Annotated in this window: 15 protein-coding genes; 5 read left to right on the plus strand and 10 right to left on the minus strand. The window is 63.2% G+C overall.

The window, feature by feature from the left end; translation table 11 throughout:
- Positions 1 to 4 precede the first annotated feature (4 nt).
- Positions 5 to 1,018: a porphobilinogen synthase gene (gene hemB / locus VCJ09_RS23185; RefSeq protein WP_324732351.1), complete on the minus strand. Its 1,014-nt coding sequence runs from the start codon at positions 1,016 to 1,018 to the stop codon at positions 5 to 7.
- A 210-nt stretch (positions 1,019 to 1,228) separates the two neighbouring features.
- Here hemB and VCJ09_RS23190 point away from each other — a divergent pair, with 210 nt between their 5' ends.
- The 3 genes from VCJ09_RS23190 (at position 1,229) to VCJ09_RS23200 (ending at position 3,345) form a co-directional block, all read left to right on the plus strand.
- The gene (locus VCJ09_RS23190) at positions 1,229 to 1,783 is read left to right on the plus strand and encodes a DedA family protein (RefSeq protein ID WP_324732352.1); all 555 of its coding nucleotides are present in this window, start codon (positions 1,229 to 1,231) and stop codon (positions 1,781 to 1,783) included.
- 335 nt (positions 1,784 to 2,118) lie between these two features.
- Positions 2,119 to 2,778: an isoprenoid biosynthesis glyoxalase ElbB gene (elbB, locus tag VCJ09_RS23195; RefSeq protein ID WP_324732353.1), complete on the plus strand. Its 660-nt coding sequence runs from the start codon at positions 2,119 to 2,121 to the stop codon at positions 2,776 to 2,778.
- Positions 2,779 to 2,874: 96 nt separating this feature from the next.
- A complete protein-coding gene (locus VCJ09_RS23200; protein WP_324732354.1) occupies positions 2,875 to 3,345 on the plus strand; it encodes a thioesterase family protein in 471 nt (156 codons plus the stop codon).
- A gap of 1 nt (position 3,346) precedes the next feature.
- Here the strand turns inward: VCJ09_RS23200 and VCJ09_RS23205 are convergent, their stop codons facing one another.
- Positions 3,347 to 3,799 (minus strand): YaiI/YqxD family protein, encoded by a 453-nt coding sequence (locus tag VCJ09_RS23205; RefSeq protein ID WP_324732355.1) that lies wholly within the window; start codon positions 3,797 to 3,799, stop codon positions 3,347 to 3,349.
- Between the two features lie 76 nt (positions 3,800 to 3,875).
- Complete coding sequence (locus tag VCJ09_RS23210) at positions 3,876 to 5,774, minus strand: cytochrome c/FTR1 family iron permease (protein WP_324732356.1); 1,899 nt, start codon at positions 5,772 to 5,774, stop codon at positions 3,876 to 3,878.
- Positions 5,775 to 6,017: 243 nt separating this feature from the next.
- On the opposite strand from VCJ09_RS23210, the gene VCJ09_RS23215 reads away from it, so the two are divergent.
- A complete protein-coding gene (locus VCJ09_RS23215; RefSeq protein WP_324732357.1) occupies positions 6,018 to 6,152 on the plus strand; it encodes a hypothetical protein in 135 nt (44 codons plus the stop codon).
- Between the two features lie 24 nt (positions 6,153 to 6,176).
- On the opposite strand, the gene VCJ09_RS23220 is transcribed toward VCJ09_RS23215, so the two are convergent.
- The 3 genes from VCJ09_RS23220 to VCJ09_RS23230 all read right to left on the minus strand — a co-directional run bounded on the left by VCJ09_RS23220 (position 6,177) and on the right by VCJ09_RS23230 (position 9,738).
- The gene (locus tag VCJ09_RS23220; RefSeq protein WP_324732358.1) at positions 6,177 to 6,806 is read right to left on the minus strand and encodes a LysE family transporter; all 630 of its coding nucleotides are present in this window, start codon (positions 6,804 to 6,806) and stop codon (positions 6,177 to 6,179) included.
- A gap of 96 nt (positions 6,807 to 6,902) precedes the next feature.
- Positions 6,903 to 7,661, minus strand: a complete 759-nt coding sequence (locus VCJ09_RS23225; RefSeq protein WP_324732359.1) for a TerC family protein — start codon at positions 7,659 to 7,661, stop codon at positions 6,903 to 6,905.
- Positions 7,662 to 7,827: 166 nt separating this feature from the next.
- Positions 7,828 to 9,738, minus strand: a complete 1,911-nt coding sequence (locus VCJ09_RS23230; protein WP_324732360.1) for an ATP-binding cassette domain-containing protein — start codon at positions 9,736 to 9,738, stop codon at positions 7,828 to 7,830.
- A gap of 50 nt (positions 9,739 to 9,788) precedes the next feature.
- On the opposite strand from VCJ09_RS23230, the gene VCJ09_RS23235 reads away from it, so the two are divergent.
- A complete protein-coding gene (locus tag VCJ09_RS23235) occupies positions 9,789 to 10,253 on the plus strand; it encodes a TIGR02444 family protein (protein WP_324732361.1) in 465 nt (154 codons plus the stop codon).
- On the opposite strand, the gene VCJ09_RS23240 is transcribed toward VCJ09_RS23235, so the two are convergent.
- The 4 genes from VCJ09_RS23240 to VCJ09_RS23255 form a co-directional block, all read right to left on the minus strand.
- Complete coding sequence (locus VCJ09_RS23240; RefSeq protein WP_324732362.1) at positions 10,250 to 11,203, minus strand: AlgP family protein; 954 nt, start codon at positions 11,201 to 11,203, stop codon at positions 10,250 to 10,252. The genes VCJ09_RS23235 and VCJ09_RS23240 overlap by 4 nt on opposite strands.
- A gap of 415 nt (positions 11,204 to 11,618) precedes the next feature.
- Positions 11,619 to 12,101, minus strand: a complete 483-nt coding sequence (gene rsd, locus VCJ09_RS23245) for a sigma D regulator (RefSeq protein ID WP_324732363.1) — start codon at positions 12,099 to 12,101, stop codon at positions 11,619 to 11,621.
- A gap of 390 nt (positions 12,102 to 12,491) precedes the next feature.
- The gene (locus VCJ09_RS23250; protein WP_324732364.1) at positions 12,492 to 13,739 is read right to left on the minus strand and encodes a heme biosynthesis HemY N-terminal domain-containing protein; all 1,248 of its coding nucleotides are present in this window, start codon (positions 13,737 to 13,739) and stop codon (positions 12,492 to 12,494) included.
- Positions 13,736 to 14,884 (minus strand): uroporphyrinogen-III C-methyltransferase, encoded by a 1,149-nt coding sequence (locus VCJ09_RS23255; RefSeq protein ID WP_324734720.1) that lies wholly within the window; start codon positions 14,882 to 14,884, stop codon positions 13,736 to 13,738. The genes VCJ09_RS23250 and VCJ09_RS23255 overlap by 4 nt, the downstream gene beginning before the upstream one ends.
- Positions 14,885 to 14,887 lie beyond the last annotated feature (3 nt).

Consider the following 14,887-nt stretch of genomic DNA (forward strand, 5'->3'; position numbering starts at 1 on the left):
GGGACTAGTGCCCCGGCTGTAACAGTTCTGCCGCGCGAACGGCGAAATAGGTAAGGATGCCATCGGCACCGGCACGCTTGAAAGCGGTCAGCGATTCGAGAATCACCGCCTCGCTCAACCAGCCATTCTGGATCGCAGCCATATGCATGGCGTACTCGCCACTGACTTGATAGACAAAAGTTGGCACCCGGAATTCCTGTTTGACCCGCCAGAGAATGTCCAGATAGGGCATACCCGGCTTGACCATCACCATGTCGGCGCCTTCCGCCAGGTCGGCGGCCACTTCGTGCAGCGCCTCGTCGCCGTTGGCCGGGTCCATCTGGTAACTGGCCTTGTTGGCCTTGCCCAGGTTGGCTGCCGAGCCCACGGCATCACGGAACGGGCCATAGTAGGCGCTGGCGTACTTGGCCGAGTAGGCCATGATGCGCACATTGGGAAAATCGGCCAGCTCCAGGGTCTCGCGGATGGCCTGCACCCGACCGTCCATCATGTCCGACGGCGCGACCACCTGGGCACCGGCCTCGGCATGCGACAACGCCTGCTTGACTAGGGCGTCGACGGTGACGTCGTTCTGCACGTAGCCGTCTTCGTCGAGGATGCCGTCCTGGCCGTGGGTGGTGAAGGGATCCAGGGCCACGTCACTGATGATACCCAGTTCCGGGAAGCGTGCACGCAGGGCGCGAATCGCGCGCTGGGCAATGCCCTCGGGGTTCCACGCCTCGCTACCGTTCAGGGACTTTTTCTCCAGCGGCGTCACCGGGAACAGCGCCAGCGCCGGAATGCCCAGGGCTACCCACTTCTCCGCTTCCTGCAGCAGCAGGTCGATGGACAGACGCTCGACACCCGGCATCGAGGCGATCGCCTCGCGGCGGTTGTCACCGTCAAGCACGAACACCGGAAAAATCAGGTCGTCGACGCTCAAGCGATTCTCGCGCACCAGGCGCCGGGAAAAATCATCGCTACGGTTGCGGCGCAGTCGGGTGGCGGGAAACAGGCGATTGGCAGGGGTAAAGCTCACAGCAGACTCCATGGCCCGTAGGAACGGGCAAGCGTGACAGTTATAAGCCACCATTATGACTAAATGATGACGAGCGCAGGCACAACTGCGCCAATGCGTCGCGGTAGCCTGCAAATATTGTGACCACCATGCCACAGTCGTCGAGCGTCGCGCCGTTTTCCCGAGCGGCGCAAGGGAGTAGGCTGAGCGCCCGATCATTCGGCCGCCCCCATGCTCGAAAACCTCCTGCAGCAATTTGGCTATCCCGCGGTGCTGCTTGGCACCTTTCTCGAAGGCGAGATGTCGCTGCTACTGGCGGCGTATCTGGCTCTGCGCGGCTACCTGAGCATCGAAGGGGTGGTGCTGTGCGCATTCGGCGGCACCTACGCCAGCGACCAGCTGTGGTATTTCCTCGGCCGCCGCCATGGTCGCCGCATCCTCGCCCGCCGGCCACACTGGCAGGGCCTGGGCGACAAGGCATTGCTGCTCCTGCGCCGGCATCCGGATTTGTGGGTATTGGGCTTTCGCTTCATCTACGGCATGCGCACGGTGATGCCGCTGGCTATCGGCCTGTCCGGTTACTCATGGCGACGCTACCTGCTGCTGGACGCCATCGGCGTGGCCATCTGGTCTACCGGCCTGGGTCTGGCGGCCTATCACCTGGGCGCGGCGCTGGAAACCATCCTCGGCGACTTCCGCCGCTACCAGCTGTATGTCTTCGCCGCACTGCTGCTGATCGCCCTGGGCTTCTGGCTACGCCGGCGCCTGCGCCGCTCGGCGCATTGAGTCACCCCGCCAGCGCCGCCGGCCGGCAGAACCCGCGCGCGGAGCAGGTGGTAACCCCCAGCAGCATCCCGCCCACAGAGATGTGGTCTAGCGGATGTAATTCATCCCAGGCCCATATCGCTGCCAAAGCCCAGCGGCTAGGATTACCTTCAGGATCCTAACCTCGGCGTATCGAGTCTTTCGCGCGCCCCCTACCAACCTGAACATACCCAGGCCGATGATGATGCGCCCGACCCACACAGCGATTCACCTCGTTCAACTTGTCGAGGGTCGGCCGCAGACCAGCCATAATCTGCATAGCCACCTTCGCTCAGCCCAGTGACCAGGAGTTCTCAATGAACAGAAAAGTAGCGGTGATTCTTTCCGGTTGCGGCGTTTACGACGGCGCCGAGATTCATGAAAGCGTGATCACCCTGCTGCGCCTCGACCAGCGCGGTGCAGAAGTGCAATGTTTTGCGCCGAACGTGCAGCAACTGCATGTGGTCGATCATTACAGCGGCGATGAAATGGACGAGAAGCGCAACGTCCTGGTAGAGGCCGCCCGCATCGCTCGCGGCCAGATCAAGGACGTCCGTGAACTGCATGTGGACAATTTCGACGCCCTGATCATGCCCGGAGGCTTTGGCGTGGCCAAGAATCTCTCCGACTTCGTCCTCAGCGGTGCCAACTGCACGGTGCAGCCCGACGTGCTGAGCGCCGCCCAAGCCTTCGTCAAGGCCGGCAAACCGGTCGGCATGATGTGCATCGCCCCGGCCCTGGCGGCCAGGATCTTCGGCCGCGGCGTGGTCTGCACCATCGGCAACGACCAGGAAACCGCCGCCGCGCTGACGCAGATGGGCGCAGTCCATCATGAGTGCGAGGTCAGCGAAGTTGTCGAAGACCACACCAACAAGCTGGTCACTACGCCGGCCTACATGCTCGCCCAGTCGATCAGTGAAGCGGCCTCGGGTATTAACAAGCTGGTCGACCGGGTACTCGAGCTGACCCACGTCTAGGCCGAAACCGCCAATGCGCGCGGCACACCCGCCGCGCCTCTGGCCAAGCACGGCTACCTGCTGCAGCGTGGGTAACATCTCGCAAAGGCAGGCGCCATGACCACTCCACCTCTCGAACTCAGCCCAGAACTGCATCAGGCGGTGAGCGGCTTTTTCCAACGCATTCCGTTCAACCAGATGCTGGGCATCCAGCTCGGCGAGCTGAGTCCGCAGCGCGTGACCATGCACTTGCCGATGCAGGCTGCGCTGATTGGCAACTTTGTCCACGGCATCCTGCATGGCGGGGTGATTTCCTCGCTGCTGGATGTCGCCGGTGGCGCCATGGCGCTGATCGGCGCCTTCGACAAGCATCAACACCTGTCCAGCCAGGAGCGCATGGTGCGGCTGTCCAAGCTGGGCACCATCGACCTGCGCATCGACTACCTGCGCCCCGGTCGCGGCCAGCACTTCACCGCCAGCGCCGTGCTGCTGCGTACCGGCAACAAGGTCGCGGTGGTGCGCAGCGAACTGCACAGCGATGACGGCACCCTGATCGCGGTAGGCACCGGCACCTACCTGTGCGGCTGAATCAGCTGCGCAAAAGGCGGGTCAGGATGCGATCCAGGCTATTGGCAAAGGCCTGCTTGTCGCGCTCGCCGTAAGGCCCCTGACCACCGCCGATCTGCCCCTGCTCGCGTAGCTCGGTAAACAGGTTACGCACCGCCAGCTTGTCGCCCATATTGCCTTCGTCGAACTCGCGACCGCGCGGATCGAGAGCAGCAACGCCTTTCTTCACCAGACGATCGGCCAGCGGCACATCGCTGCAGATGACCAAGTCACCGGGCAAGGCGTGTTCGACCAAATAATCGTCGGCGGCATCCGGCCCGCTGGGCACCACAATCAAGCGCACACAGGCATAGGCCGGCTTGATCTGCGCCTGCCCAGCCACCAGTAACACCTCGAAACGCCGCTTCAGGGCGAACTTGACCACCTGGTCCTTGGCCCCCTTCGGGCAGGCATCTGCATCTATCCACACGCGCATCGACTCTCGACCTCCCTAGGTTTGCAGGCATACCCGGCAGCTCAAGTGAACTGCCGCCGTTCAGCAGGGCTGCGCGTCAGACTGTACCAACCTGCCCACGCCGCCGTTCGCCAAGCCAGCTGCGAGCATAGAACACCACGATAGCCAGCAGTGCCAGCGCTTGGGCCGACAGGCCATAAGCGTCGGCATGGATGCCCAGCCAGTCAAATTCGAAGAACGCCAGCGGTCGTGTGCCGAGCACCCCGGCCTCCTGCAGCGCGGCGATCCCATGCCCGGCAAACACCACCGACAGGGTGCAGAGCAGTACCGCGTTGACGCTGAAGAAGGTCGCCAGCGGCAACTTGCGCGAACCGCGGAGGATCACCCAGGCCAAGCCCAGTAACAGCAGCAGAGCCGCTGCAGCGCCGGCCAGAACCATGCCATGGCCCTGAGGGCCGGCCTGCAACCAGAGGGTTTCATAGAACAGGATGACCTCGAACAGTTCGCGGTACACCGAGAAGAACGCCAGCACGGCGAAACCGAAGCGCCCGCCACCGCCGACCAGGCTGCTCTTGATGTAGTCCTGCCAGGCCGCGGCATGACGCCGGTCATGCATCCACACGCCGAGCCAGAGCACCATGACACTGGCGAACAAGGCGGTGATGCCTTCCAGCATCTCGCGCTGGGCGCCACTGACATCGATCAGGTAAGCCGCCAACGCCCAGGTGCCGACCCCAGCCAGCAGCGCCAGGCCCCAGCCCAGGTGCACGCTACGCACCGCCTGCTGTTGCCCCGTATTGCGCAGGAAGGCGAGGATCGCCGCCAGCACCAGGATGACCTCCAGGCCCTCGCGCAGCAGGATCAGCAGGCTGGAGAAGAAACTCAGCGAGTCCGACAGGCCGCTCACGTCGAGCAAGGCGGCAGACTTGCCCAGCTCGACCTTGGCCAGCTCCAGGCGCTGCGCCGCCTGGGCTACCGAGAGACCATCCTGCAACGCTTGCCGGTAGGCCATCAGCGCCTTTTCGGTGGCCTTGCGCTGCAGCGGATCGAGGTTGTTCAAGGCACTTTCGACCAGTTCAAAACCTTCCAGGTAGGCGCCGACTGACAGATCGTAGGCCTGCTCCCGCTCGCTGCGGCGATAAGCCGCCAGACTCTGCTCCAGAGTGGTGCGGGTATGCTCGATCAGTTGTCGCGGGCCGCGCGACGGCGGCGGTGGCTGGGCGCGCTGGGCGCGAAATTGCGCGACAGCCTCCTCGCCCTGCTGCTGGGCGATCTCCGCAGGCGTGGTGCCTGCCAGCACGGCCAGACTGAATGGCTGGGTCTGAAGCGTTTGTTCGGCGCCGAATCCGGCTATATAACTGGCCAAGTCCCAACGCTCGCGCGCATCCAGCTGGTCGGCGAACGCCGTCATATCGGTGCCGTCGATGCCCAGGCCGATGGTGTTATAGAGGTCGTATAGGCTCAGCCGATCCATCCGCGACAGATCGCGCAGATTGGCCGGTGGTGGCTCCAGGCCAATCCCTGCCGGGCCATCGCCAGCGCCCTGCTCGCCATGACAGACGCTACAGTGCTGAGCGAACAGCGGGGCGCCGCGGGCTGGGTCAGGGGTGATCGCCGGGGTCTGACTGATGGCATAGGCCTTGGCCAGGGTCGCAGCCAATTGCCGGGCCTGAGCGGTGACCTTGCCCCCCTCTTCGCGCCGTTCGATGCCTTGGCGTAGGTTGGCAACGCCCTGCTCCACCTCGGCCTGCTCTGGGCGGGCCGGCAACGCGACGATCAAGCCCTGCAGCACGGCGACAAACTCCAACTGCTCGCGGTATTCACCGGCGTCGAGCACCTGCCCGTTGGCCACGGTCGCCGGATAATCGGCGCCCAGGTAGCCCAACAAATGCAGGGCTTGGGCCGCGCCCGCAGTGGTGTCGGCCATGGTACTCAGGCTGCAGAGCGCCAGCAGGGGCACGAGCAGCCCGCGCAGTAAACGAGAAGAAGAGAACATATAGGAGTTAGTCACAAATACGAATGAATAGCGTTGCATTGTTACCGGCCTAACTAATTACCTCAAGCCTCCACCCTCCAATGGTCCGTGACAATTTGCCGCAAACACTGGAGTGCCCTAGTGAGCCGATGGGGTCGCCTGCAGGAACCGCTGCAACGCTGGCCTACGGAGCCAGCCGAGGCATTGGCCAAGCCCTCAGCGAATAACTGTTGTAGCGCGCGGATGTAGCCTGGATTGCCCGGCATGCTAGCGGCGTTCCAGGCCAACGCCTTCGCCACGCCCCTGCTGCTCAAGCACCTGCTGAGCCAGATCGAGCGCCACGGTCCCGCACAGCCCGGTACTTTCTGGGCCTGGGACGGTCAATCAATACCCTGCTGAGGGTTCATCTGACTGGTGCCAGATTCAGCTAGAAGCGCGGCGCACCGTGGCCAACAGCGCTGCGGCACCGACGAACATCACGGCAAAACTGCGGTTCATCACCCGCTGCTGCCGCGGCGAACGCAATGCCCGCAGCACCCGCGACGCCAGCCCGGTGTAGCCGGCCATGACTACCAGGTCGACGCAGATCATGGTCACGCCCATCAGCAGGTGCTGCATCAGCAACGGCGCCTGCGGATTGAGAAACTGCGGCAACACCGCCAGGATGAAGACGATGGCCTTGGGATTGCTGAAGTTCACCAGAAAACCGCGCAGGACCAGAGTCAGCGGCCGACCTATCGGGCGCTCGGTTTGCGCCGCCATATCGCTAGGCAAGGCTTGCCACTGGCGATAACCGAGGTACACCAGATAGACCACGCCGAACCACTTGATCAGGCTGAAGGCAACTTCCGATGCGGCGAGAATCGCGCCGACGCCGGCGGCGACGATAACGATCTGTAGCGCCAGGCCCAGCTGCAACCCCAGCGCATTCCAGTAACCGCGCCAGAAGCCGTATTGCAGCCCGGCGGACATCGAGGCAATGGCCCCAGCTCCCGGCGACAGACTGATCACCCAACAGGCGACGAAGAACGCGAGCCAGGTTTCAAGCGCCATGGCGAATACCTCAGAACAGAGTGATAAAGGGCTGCCAGCGGACACCGGCAGGTTCTCTAGCCTACCCCTGTCCGCTGGCCATGCCCAGTCAGGCGCTTAGTCCGGCGCACCCTTGCGCAGCTGCACCGGCGCCAGCCCCTTCTTGCGGGCACGAGCACCGCGCATGCGGATATTGACGGCCTCGACCGACAGCGAGAAGGCCATGGCGAAGTAGACGTAACCCTTGGGCACATGCACACCGAAGGCTTCGGCGATCAAGACGGTACCGACCACGATCAGGAACGACAGCGCAAGCATCTTCAAGCTCGGATGCTTGTCGATGAAGTCGCTGATGGTGCTGGCCGAGAGCATCATCACGATCACCGAGATAACAATGGCGGCAACCATCACCGGCACGTTGTCGACCAGGCCGACCGCGGTGATCACCGAGTCCAGCGAGAAGATGATATCGATGATCGCGATCTGCACGATGATGCCCATGACACCATAGGCCTTGCCACCGGCCTGCTGGTCATCCTCTTCACCCTCCAGGCCGTGGTAGATCTCCGCCGTGCTCTTGAACAGCAGGAACAGGCCGCCGAAGAACAGAATCAGGTCGCGCCCGGAGAAACCCTCGCCGAAGACGTGGAACAGATCCGTGGTCAGGCGCATCACCCAACTGATCGACAGCAGCAGCAGAATCCGCGTAACCATGGCCAGGGCCAGGCCGAAGAAGCGCGCCTTGGGTTGCTGGGCCTTGGGCAGGCGGCTGACCAGGATCGAGATAAAGATGATGTTGTCGATGCCGAGGACGATTTCCAGAGCCGTCAGGGTCAGAAAAGCGATCCAGAGTTCAGGGTTGGCGAGCCATTCCATAATGCGTTAAGTCTCGTGATTGCCAGGGTTTGAAAGTGTTCCGCCACGCCAGGGGCGCACGGCATGTCGAGTGAAAGGTCGGCGCTTTCGAGGCGGGCGTAGATCACCGCTACCTGGCTTCAGCGCGACGCCACGGGCCAGCACTGCCGATGGCGATCACGCCAGCTCAACTGGCCGCTGCCAATTCAGCCTGCAAGGTCTCAAGGGTTTCCAGCGCTTCCATCCAGCGCTCTTCCAGGTCGGCTTCATGGCCTTTCAGCTTGGCTTGCTCGGCCAGCGCCTCACGCAACTGATTCTTGCTGGCCGCTTCGTAGATCGCGCTGTCGCCCAGGCGGGCTTCCACGGCAGCCAGGCGCTCATGCAGCTGGCCGAGTTCCTTCTCCAGCTTGTCGGCCTCACGCTTGAGCGGCGCCAGCTGCTGGCGTAGTGCCGCAGCGGCCTGGCGCTGGGCGCGCTTGTCGGTTTTATCCAGATTGCTTTCAGTGTTGCTGGCTGGTGCCTGGCGCACACGGTAATCCACCAACCAGCGTGCGTAGTCCTCGAGATCACCGTCGAACGGCTGCACCCGGCCATCGGCGACCAGGAAGAATTCGTCGGTGGTGCTTTTCAGCAAGTGCCGATCGTGCGAGACCACCACCACGGCGCCGGCGAACTCCTGCAGGGCCATGGTCAGCGCCAGGCGCATTTCCAGGTCGAGGTGGTTGGTTGGCTCATCGAGCAGCAACAGGTTGGGCTTGCCCCAGGCGATCAGGGCCAGGGCCAGGCGCGCTTTTTCGCCCCCGGAAAAATTCAGCACGGGTTCGTCGCAGCGCGGGCCGCGGAAATCGAAACCGCCGAGGAAATCGCGCAGCGTCTGCTCGCGCTCGGTGGGCGCCAGGCGCTGGAAATGCAGGAGCGGGCTGGCCTTATCGTCGAGGGCGTCGAGCTGATGCTGGGCAAAATAGCCAACCACCAGGTTCTCGCCAAGCTGCAAGCGGCCGCTGATGGGTTGCAACTCGCCCGCCAGATTCTTGATCAGGGTCGATTTACCGGCCCCGTTGGGTCCGAGCAAACCCAGGCGCGCACCGGGCGCCAACTGCAGCTTGACCTGTTCGAGCACCACCTTGTCGCCATAACCGAGACGGCCTTCGCTCAGGTCCAGAAGCGGACTGGAAATCTTGCTGGCCTCGCGAAAGGTGAAGTCGAACGGCGAGTCGACATGCGCGGCGGACAGCTCTTCCATGCGTTCCAGCGCCTTGATCCGGCTCTGCGCCTGGCGCGCCTTGGTCGCCTGGGCCTTGAAGCGGGCGATGTACTTTTCCATGTGCGCGCGCTGCGCCTGCTGCTTCTCGAACGCCTGCTGCTGCTGAGCCAGGCGCTCGGCGCGGGCGCGCTCGAAGGCCGAGTACCCACCGCGATAGAGGGTCAACTTGCGCTGCTCGACGTGCGCGATGTGATCGACCACCGCATCGAGAAAGTCGCGGTCGTGGGAAATCAGCAGCAGGGTGCCTGGATAACTCTGCAACCAGCCTTCCAGCCAGAGGATCGCATCCAGGTCCAGGTGGTTGGTCGGCTCGTCGAGCAACAACAGGTCGGATGGGCACATCAGCGCCTGGGCCAGGTTCAGGCGCATGCGCCAGCCTCCGGAAAAATCACCGACGCGGCGGTCCATCTGCGCACTTTCGAAACCCAGGCCGGCGAGCAATTTGCGCGCACGCGCATCGGCAGCATAACCATCGAGGTTATCCAGCTCGGTATGCAGCCGCGCAATCGCGACGCCATCGTGCGCCGTCTCAGCCACGGCCAGGTCGGCCTGCACCCGGCGCAGTTGTACATCGCCATCGAGCACATAGTCCACCGCCTGGCGCTCGACCGCGTCGATCTCCTGACGCATATGGGCAATGCGCCAGTCGGCGGGGATCAGGCAGTCGCCCGCGTCCGCGCTGAGCTCGCCGCGAAACAAGGCGAACAGGCTGGATTTGCCGGCGCCATTGGCGCCGATCAGGCCGGCTTTTTGGCCGGGATGCAGGGTCAGCTCGGCGTCTTCTAGCAGACGCTGCGGGCCACGCTGTAAAGTGAGGTTCTGGAGTCGAATCATAATGGCGGCGGAGTCTACCAGAGTCGCCGGCAGCATACCTGGAAAGCACCATGCATCCTGACCTGTGGCGTTTCGCCGAAGACCTCTATCGCCGCCCCGGCGTCGAGACCGCCTGCCTGCAATTGCAGGCTCAGGGTAACGATATCTGCCTGCTGCTCTGCGGCGCCTGGCTCGGCTGCCGTGGTGTGGCCTGCAGCGCCGAACGAGCCGACTGCTTGCGCGCCATAGCCCAGCCCTGGCAGCGCGAGGTGGTCAGTGCGCTCAGGCACGTCCGCCAGCAATGGCGCGCAGCCGCTCACCACGACAGCGCTCTGGCGGCGCTGCGCGAGCAGATCAAACAGCTTGAACTGGCGGCCGAACGCGAACTGCTGCAACGCCTGGCGTCATGCGGCCATGACTGGCCAGGCGATACTGCCGAAGACATACATGACTGGCTGCACTCGCTGGCCTTTGTGACCACGGCAGCCGACCGCGACGCACTGCATCTGCTGCACGCCGCAGCCCGACAAGTTTAGGACGCTTTAGGCGGGGCGCTGCCTGCAGGTACCGCAGTGGCTGCAACGGGCTCTGCCGGCGAGCCGACAACCGGGGTTGCCGCCGCGGGCTTAGCAACCGCTGGCTTTTTCGCCGCGGGTTTGACTGCAGCTTTAACCGCAGGCTTCGCCACTGGCTTACTCGCCGCTTTGCTTGCCACGGGCTTGGCTGCCACAGGCTTGGCCGTGCTGGTGGCAAGCGGCTTCTTCGCTACCGGCTTGGCCGGTGCCTTGGCAACTGGCTTGGCGGCCGCAGGAGCAGCTACTGGCTTCGCCGCGGGCTTAAGCGGTGTCTTGCCGGTTGGCTTGGCTGCCGCGCCTGCTGGTTTACTTGCCGCGGCTTTACTGGCAACCGGCTTGGCGACAGCTTTGACTGCAGGCTTGGCTGCGGGCTTAGCCACAGGCTTGCTAACAGCCTTGGCAGGCGCTTTGCTCGCCGCCGGCCTGGAAGTGGCCTTGGCTACCGGCGTTTTGGCAGCGACCGGCTTGGCTGCTGGCTTGACGAGAACGGGCTTGGCTTCATTGCGGCCGAGGGCCTTGCTGGCAGCCACCTTGACCTTGCCTACACCCTGGGCGAGCTTCAGGCTTTCCTGCGCGTCGCGCTTGAGACCGACGATATAATTGCGGGTCTCGCTCTGCCGGTCCTTGAGGGTATCGAGCAAATCTTCCAGCTCGCCCACCGCATCCTTGGCCTTGGCCTGCGCCTTGGCCTTGCCCGCCACCGCAGCATCCTGCAATCTGACGCGGGCGTTATGCAGCTTTTCCTGGGCCTTGCCGCGCTGCTTCTCCAGCTTGCCGAGCAGCTTTTCAGCTTCGATCAACGCTCGCGAACACGCATCCTCAAGATGCTCGAGCAAGCTGCTGGAGAGTTGATGGAGCAGGTGCAGCGGGGTACTTACCGATTTCTTCTTGGTGTTCTTTTTGGCCGACATGGCGCGCCTCCGGGCGGATGTAGATGCCACTCATACTAGCAGCCTGTCGGAGAATAGTAATTGGCTCGAAATTGTAGGCAGGCGCCGAGGAACGCAGCCCAATCAAATCTTCCTGCTCGCGTTCACGCTGCGCTGCCTGCGTGGCTTCCGCCTAGGATCTGGATCTGGGAGAACGCTTAAGCCAGGGAGTCCGAAAGGTCGAACGCACCAAGCGACTGCTTGAGGGAATTGACAGGCAGCTGGCTGCGACAGAACAAACACTCGCGCCAACCAGAGCGGCGGAAACCGCATCCCCGCCAAAGCGAAGACCAAGCCCCGCTTGCTCAAGAGGGGCACGCTGGCACCTGATGGTCGAGCCGACGTGGCTCGACAGCATCGACCGAGGCCCTACTGGCAGGCGGTTGAAAGTCGCCTGCTAGAGTACGGGAGCCGGGACCGAAGCCAGCTGCTGATGCGCGTTATGCAGCACTTCGATCAGGCAGTCTTCCAGCTCGAACCGCTCATGCAGCAACGGCCCCAAGCGCTGGAGTTCTTCGCCCAGGGACACGCTATCGTGGCAATCGCCATTGTCGCAGCGGTCGTTGAACGTCAGAGCGACCTCGGTGATCACTTCGATACGTGGGTAGATCTGCTTGGCCAGGTCGAGGCCACGCTGATCGCCAAAGGCCTTGGCTTCATTGGTCAGCTGTTCATAGACCTCGAAATGCCCGGCGGACACGTAGTCGACCAGAATTTCGCAGAACCTCTGCAAGGCTTGCGCATTGGTAATGGGTGCTTGTGGGGAATTGCTAATGGCCGTGTAGGCACTCACCAATTCCTGGCGCTCCTGCAACCAGCGATCGATCAGCAGGTGAACACCACCCCAACGTTCCTGGGCGTTCTGACAACTATCGAGCATGATGGCCTCACTTCCCTTATCGGTATTTCTGTTATACGTCCGATCCGAGACGGTTTTTTGTCAATCGGCAGATGGTCTTGGAAAAGCGACCGAAAACGGCAACTTTCGGCGGTGCTTGCGAGCCAGATTATGCTCGCGAACCTGCGCCATCAAGGCGCTCGGTCGAGAAAATTTCATACGAGCGTTTAATCGGCGTCCCGCACAGCGTCTGGCCTGGAGAAACTCAGCCAAACCCCACTCGACGCTTGCTTGCACTACAACATATGCAGACCAACTTGCACAGCATGGGTTGAATAATCAGGCCCATCCCATGATCAACATCAAGCGGATCGACATACTATCGGCCGCGATGCGTCTCTGCCCCCGCCAACACCTGGGAAAATCCGCCTATCAGCTGGCGACTGGTGCAGGTAAAGGCAGGCTGTTCAGGCGTTGATCGAGTAGCCCCAGCCCTTCCTGAAACAATCGATTGCTCTGCTCGGTTTCGCCCAGTCGGGCCAGCAGGCGTGCCAATTCCGCACAGGTTTCCGGGTGGCGCTGAAACACCAGGCTAGTCTCGAAATATTCTTTGGCCTTGCCCCATAACTGGCACTGCAAACACAGCCGACCCAGTGTCAGCAACAAGCCCGCATCACTCGGGTGCTGCTTCAACCAACCCTCGGCCGCTTGCAACTGGCGCGCAGGGTCGCGCCCGCGCAGCAAGCCATAGAGTCGCACCAGGCGACTGTCATAGCTGCGCTTGAGCGCCGTATGCAGTAATTCTTCGGCTTCAGGCTCTGCGCCCAGCACACGCAAACGCTCGGCATAGACAGCCAGCAACTCCGGCTCCTGGCGGTGCGCCGCTGACAGTTGCTGCCAGGCTTGCGCCAGCGCCGCCAAAGCATCCTGCCCGCCGCCTTCGTCAATCCGACCGGCATCCGCCAGCCGGCCACTCCAGGCCTGCCGCTCGAGCTCGGCCAACTGAGCATCAGCGAGAACCTTGTCCTTGCGCAATTCCGGCAACAAGCCGAGCAACGCCGACCAATCGCCACGCTGCACATACAGCTGCTGCAGCTGACGCAGTACCAGTTGGTGGTGGGGATGGCGCTCGCTCATCACCTGCAAGGTCTCCAGCGCCGCATCGGCTTGACCGCGCGCCAATTGCAATTCGGCATGGGTCAGGGCGATGGCCAGCTCGGCTTGCGGCTGCCGCGTGAGCGCCTGCTCCAGCAACTGATCACTGTCTTCCGCCTGCCCCAGTTGATGCGCGGCACGAGCGGCACCCAGGTAATAGGCCAGAGGTTGCTCCTCGCCTGCGGCGGCTCGGCGCAAATGGCGCAAGGCCGGCGCCCAACGACCTTCGGCCAGATCGAGAAAACCCTGCTCGCGGGCCAGACGCACGCGGCGACGGCCATGCAGACGCGACCAGGGATTGACCAGCCCGCCCGAGGTGACCACCAGGCGCAGCATCAAACGCAGCAGATAGAGCGATAGCCAGACTAACGCGACCAACGCCAGGAAAGCCCACAAGCTCGACTCGTAGCGAAAGCCCTGGTAGGCGAACAACACGTAGCCCTTGTGTTCGGCTACTGCCAGGGCGAGCAATGCCAGCCCCGCAGCGACCGCCAGCACGACGAGCAGCAGATAAACACGCTTCATGGGCGAGCCTCCTCCACGTTCGGCAGCGCTTCTGCCGGTGCGTCACGCTCTAGCTGCGCCCGGGCCGTCTGCTTGCGCTGGATATAGGCCTGCACCGCGTTGAGCGAACCACTCAGGTCTGGCGCGGCCACCTCGATCGGTTGCTCGAGCAACTCCTCGATGCGTGCACGCAAGGCACGACTACTGGGATTGTCCAGATCGAAATGCGCATCCAGCACCTCGCGCGCCTGCACCAGCGACTGCCGATATACCGGGGTCTGCCCGTGCAACGCCGCCCACTGCGCCTGCTCCAGGGCCAGGCTGAGGGCCAGGCGCACCTGCGTCAGACTCTGCCCGGCGAGCAACGGCCGAATATTCTGATCGGCGTTGAAGTCGATGCGGAAATACTGCGACAGGGTCTCGAGCCACTCCGCCCACCAACTGCTGCCATCGCCCTCGGCGGCCAGATCACTGAGTACCCCACCGGAACTGACGAAGGTTGGGTTCAGCGCATGCAATTGCGCCACCTGCTCACGCAACGCCGCCAGCTGGAGGAACAACCCGGTGCGATCGGGATTGACGGTTGCGCGCAATGCCTCGAGGCTCTTGGCCAATTGCTCGCGCGCCGCGAAAGCGGCGGGATCGTCCTGCCCGCGGAGAATCTCGTCGGCGCCCTGCACCAAGGCTTCGGCACTGTCGATATCCTGCAAGGCCGACAGGCGCAGACTGGCAAGGCGCAACAAATGCTCGGCCTCGGCCAGCCGCCAATCCTGGCGGCTGGCGCCGAGGACCGTCTCCAGGCGCTGATTGAGCAGCTGCTGATCGCCTTGCAACTGCGCGACCAGACGGCGGCGAGCATCCAGTTCATCGGCATCGGGCAATTGCTGCAAGCGAGCATCCAGTCCCTGGGTGCGCTGGGCCAAGACTTCGGTCTGACTGCGCGCCTCCGCCAATTGACTGAGCTGCTGCTGGTCGCGCACCTCCAGATTGCGCAATTGCCATAAGCTCCAGCCACCCACCGCCACACCCACCGCGCCCAACAACAGTGCCAGCAAGGCCAGGCTATTGCCGCGTGAGGGTGATTTTTCCGCAGGGGCTGGCGGTGTAACAGCAGGCGCCTCCGCTGTTGGCTGCTCTTGTTCTTTCGGGCTAGTCGCTTCGCTCACGTA

Origin of the sequence: Pseudomonas paeninsulae, assembly GCF_035621475.1 — a bacterium.
Taxonomy (GTDB): Bacteria; Pseudomonadota; Gammaproteobacteria; order Pseudomonadales; family Pseudomonadaceae; genus Aquipseudomonas; species Aquipseudomonas paeninsulae.

Coding starts and splice junctions, on each gene's coding strand:
- VCJ09_RS23200 (WP_324732354.1), top strand. CDS start 2,875: ATGACCACTCCACCTCTCGAACTCAGCCCAGAACTGCATCAGGCGGTG.
- elbB (WP_324732353.1), top strand. CDS start 2,119: ATGAACAGAAAAGTAGCGGTGATTCTTTCCGGTTGCGGCGTTTACGAC.
- VCJ09_RS23230 (WP_324732360.1), bottom strand. CDS start 9,738: ATGATTCGACTCCAGAACCTCACTTTACAGCGTGGCCCGCAGCGTCTG.
- VCJ09_RS23225 (WP_324732359.1), bottom strand. CDS start 7,661: ATGGAATGGCTCGCCAACCCTGAACTCTGGATCGCTTTTCTGACCCTG.
- VCJ09_RS23215 (WP_324732357.1), top strand. CDS start 6,018: ATGCTAGCGGCGTTCCAGGCCAACGCCTTCGCCACGCCCCTGCTGCTC.
- VCJ09_RS23240 (WP_324732362.1), bottom strand. CDS start 11,203: ATGTCGGCCAAAAAGAACACCAAGAAGAAATCGGTAAGTACCCCGCTG.
- VCJ09_RS23210 (WP_324732356.1), bottom strand. CDS start 5,774: ATGTTCTCTTCTTCTCGTTTACTGCGCGGGCTGCTCGTGCCCCTGCTG.
- VCJ09_RS23250 (WP_324732364.1), bottom strand. CDS start 13,739: ATGAAGCGTGTTTATCTGCTGCTCGTCGTGCTGGCGGTCGCTGCGGGG.
- VCJ09_RS23205 (WP_324732355.1), bottom strand. CDS start 3,799: ATGCGCGTGTGGATAGATGCAGATGCCTGCCCGAAGGGGGCCAAGGAC.
- VCJ09_RS23190 (WP_324732352.1), top strand. CDS start 1,229: ATGCTCGAAAACCTCCTGCAGCAATTTGGCTATCCCGCGGTGCTGCTT.
- VCJ09_RS23235 (WP_324732361.1), top strand. CDS start 9,789: ATGCATCCTGACCTGTGGCGTTTCGCCGAAGACCTCTATCGCCGCCCC.
- VCJ09_RS23220 (WP_324732358.1), bottom strand. CDS start 6,806: ATGGCGCTTGAAACCTGGCTCGCGTTCTTCGTCGCCTGTTGGGTGATC.
- rsd (WP_324732363.1), bottom strand. CDS start 12,101: ATGCTCGATAGTTGTCAGAACGCCCAGGAACGTTGGGGTGGTGTTCAC.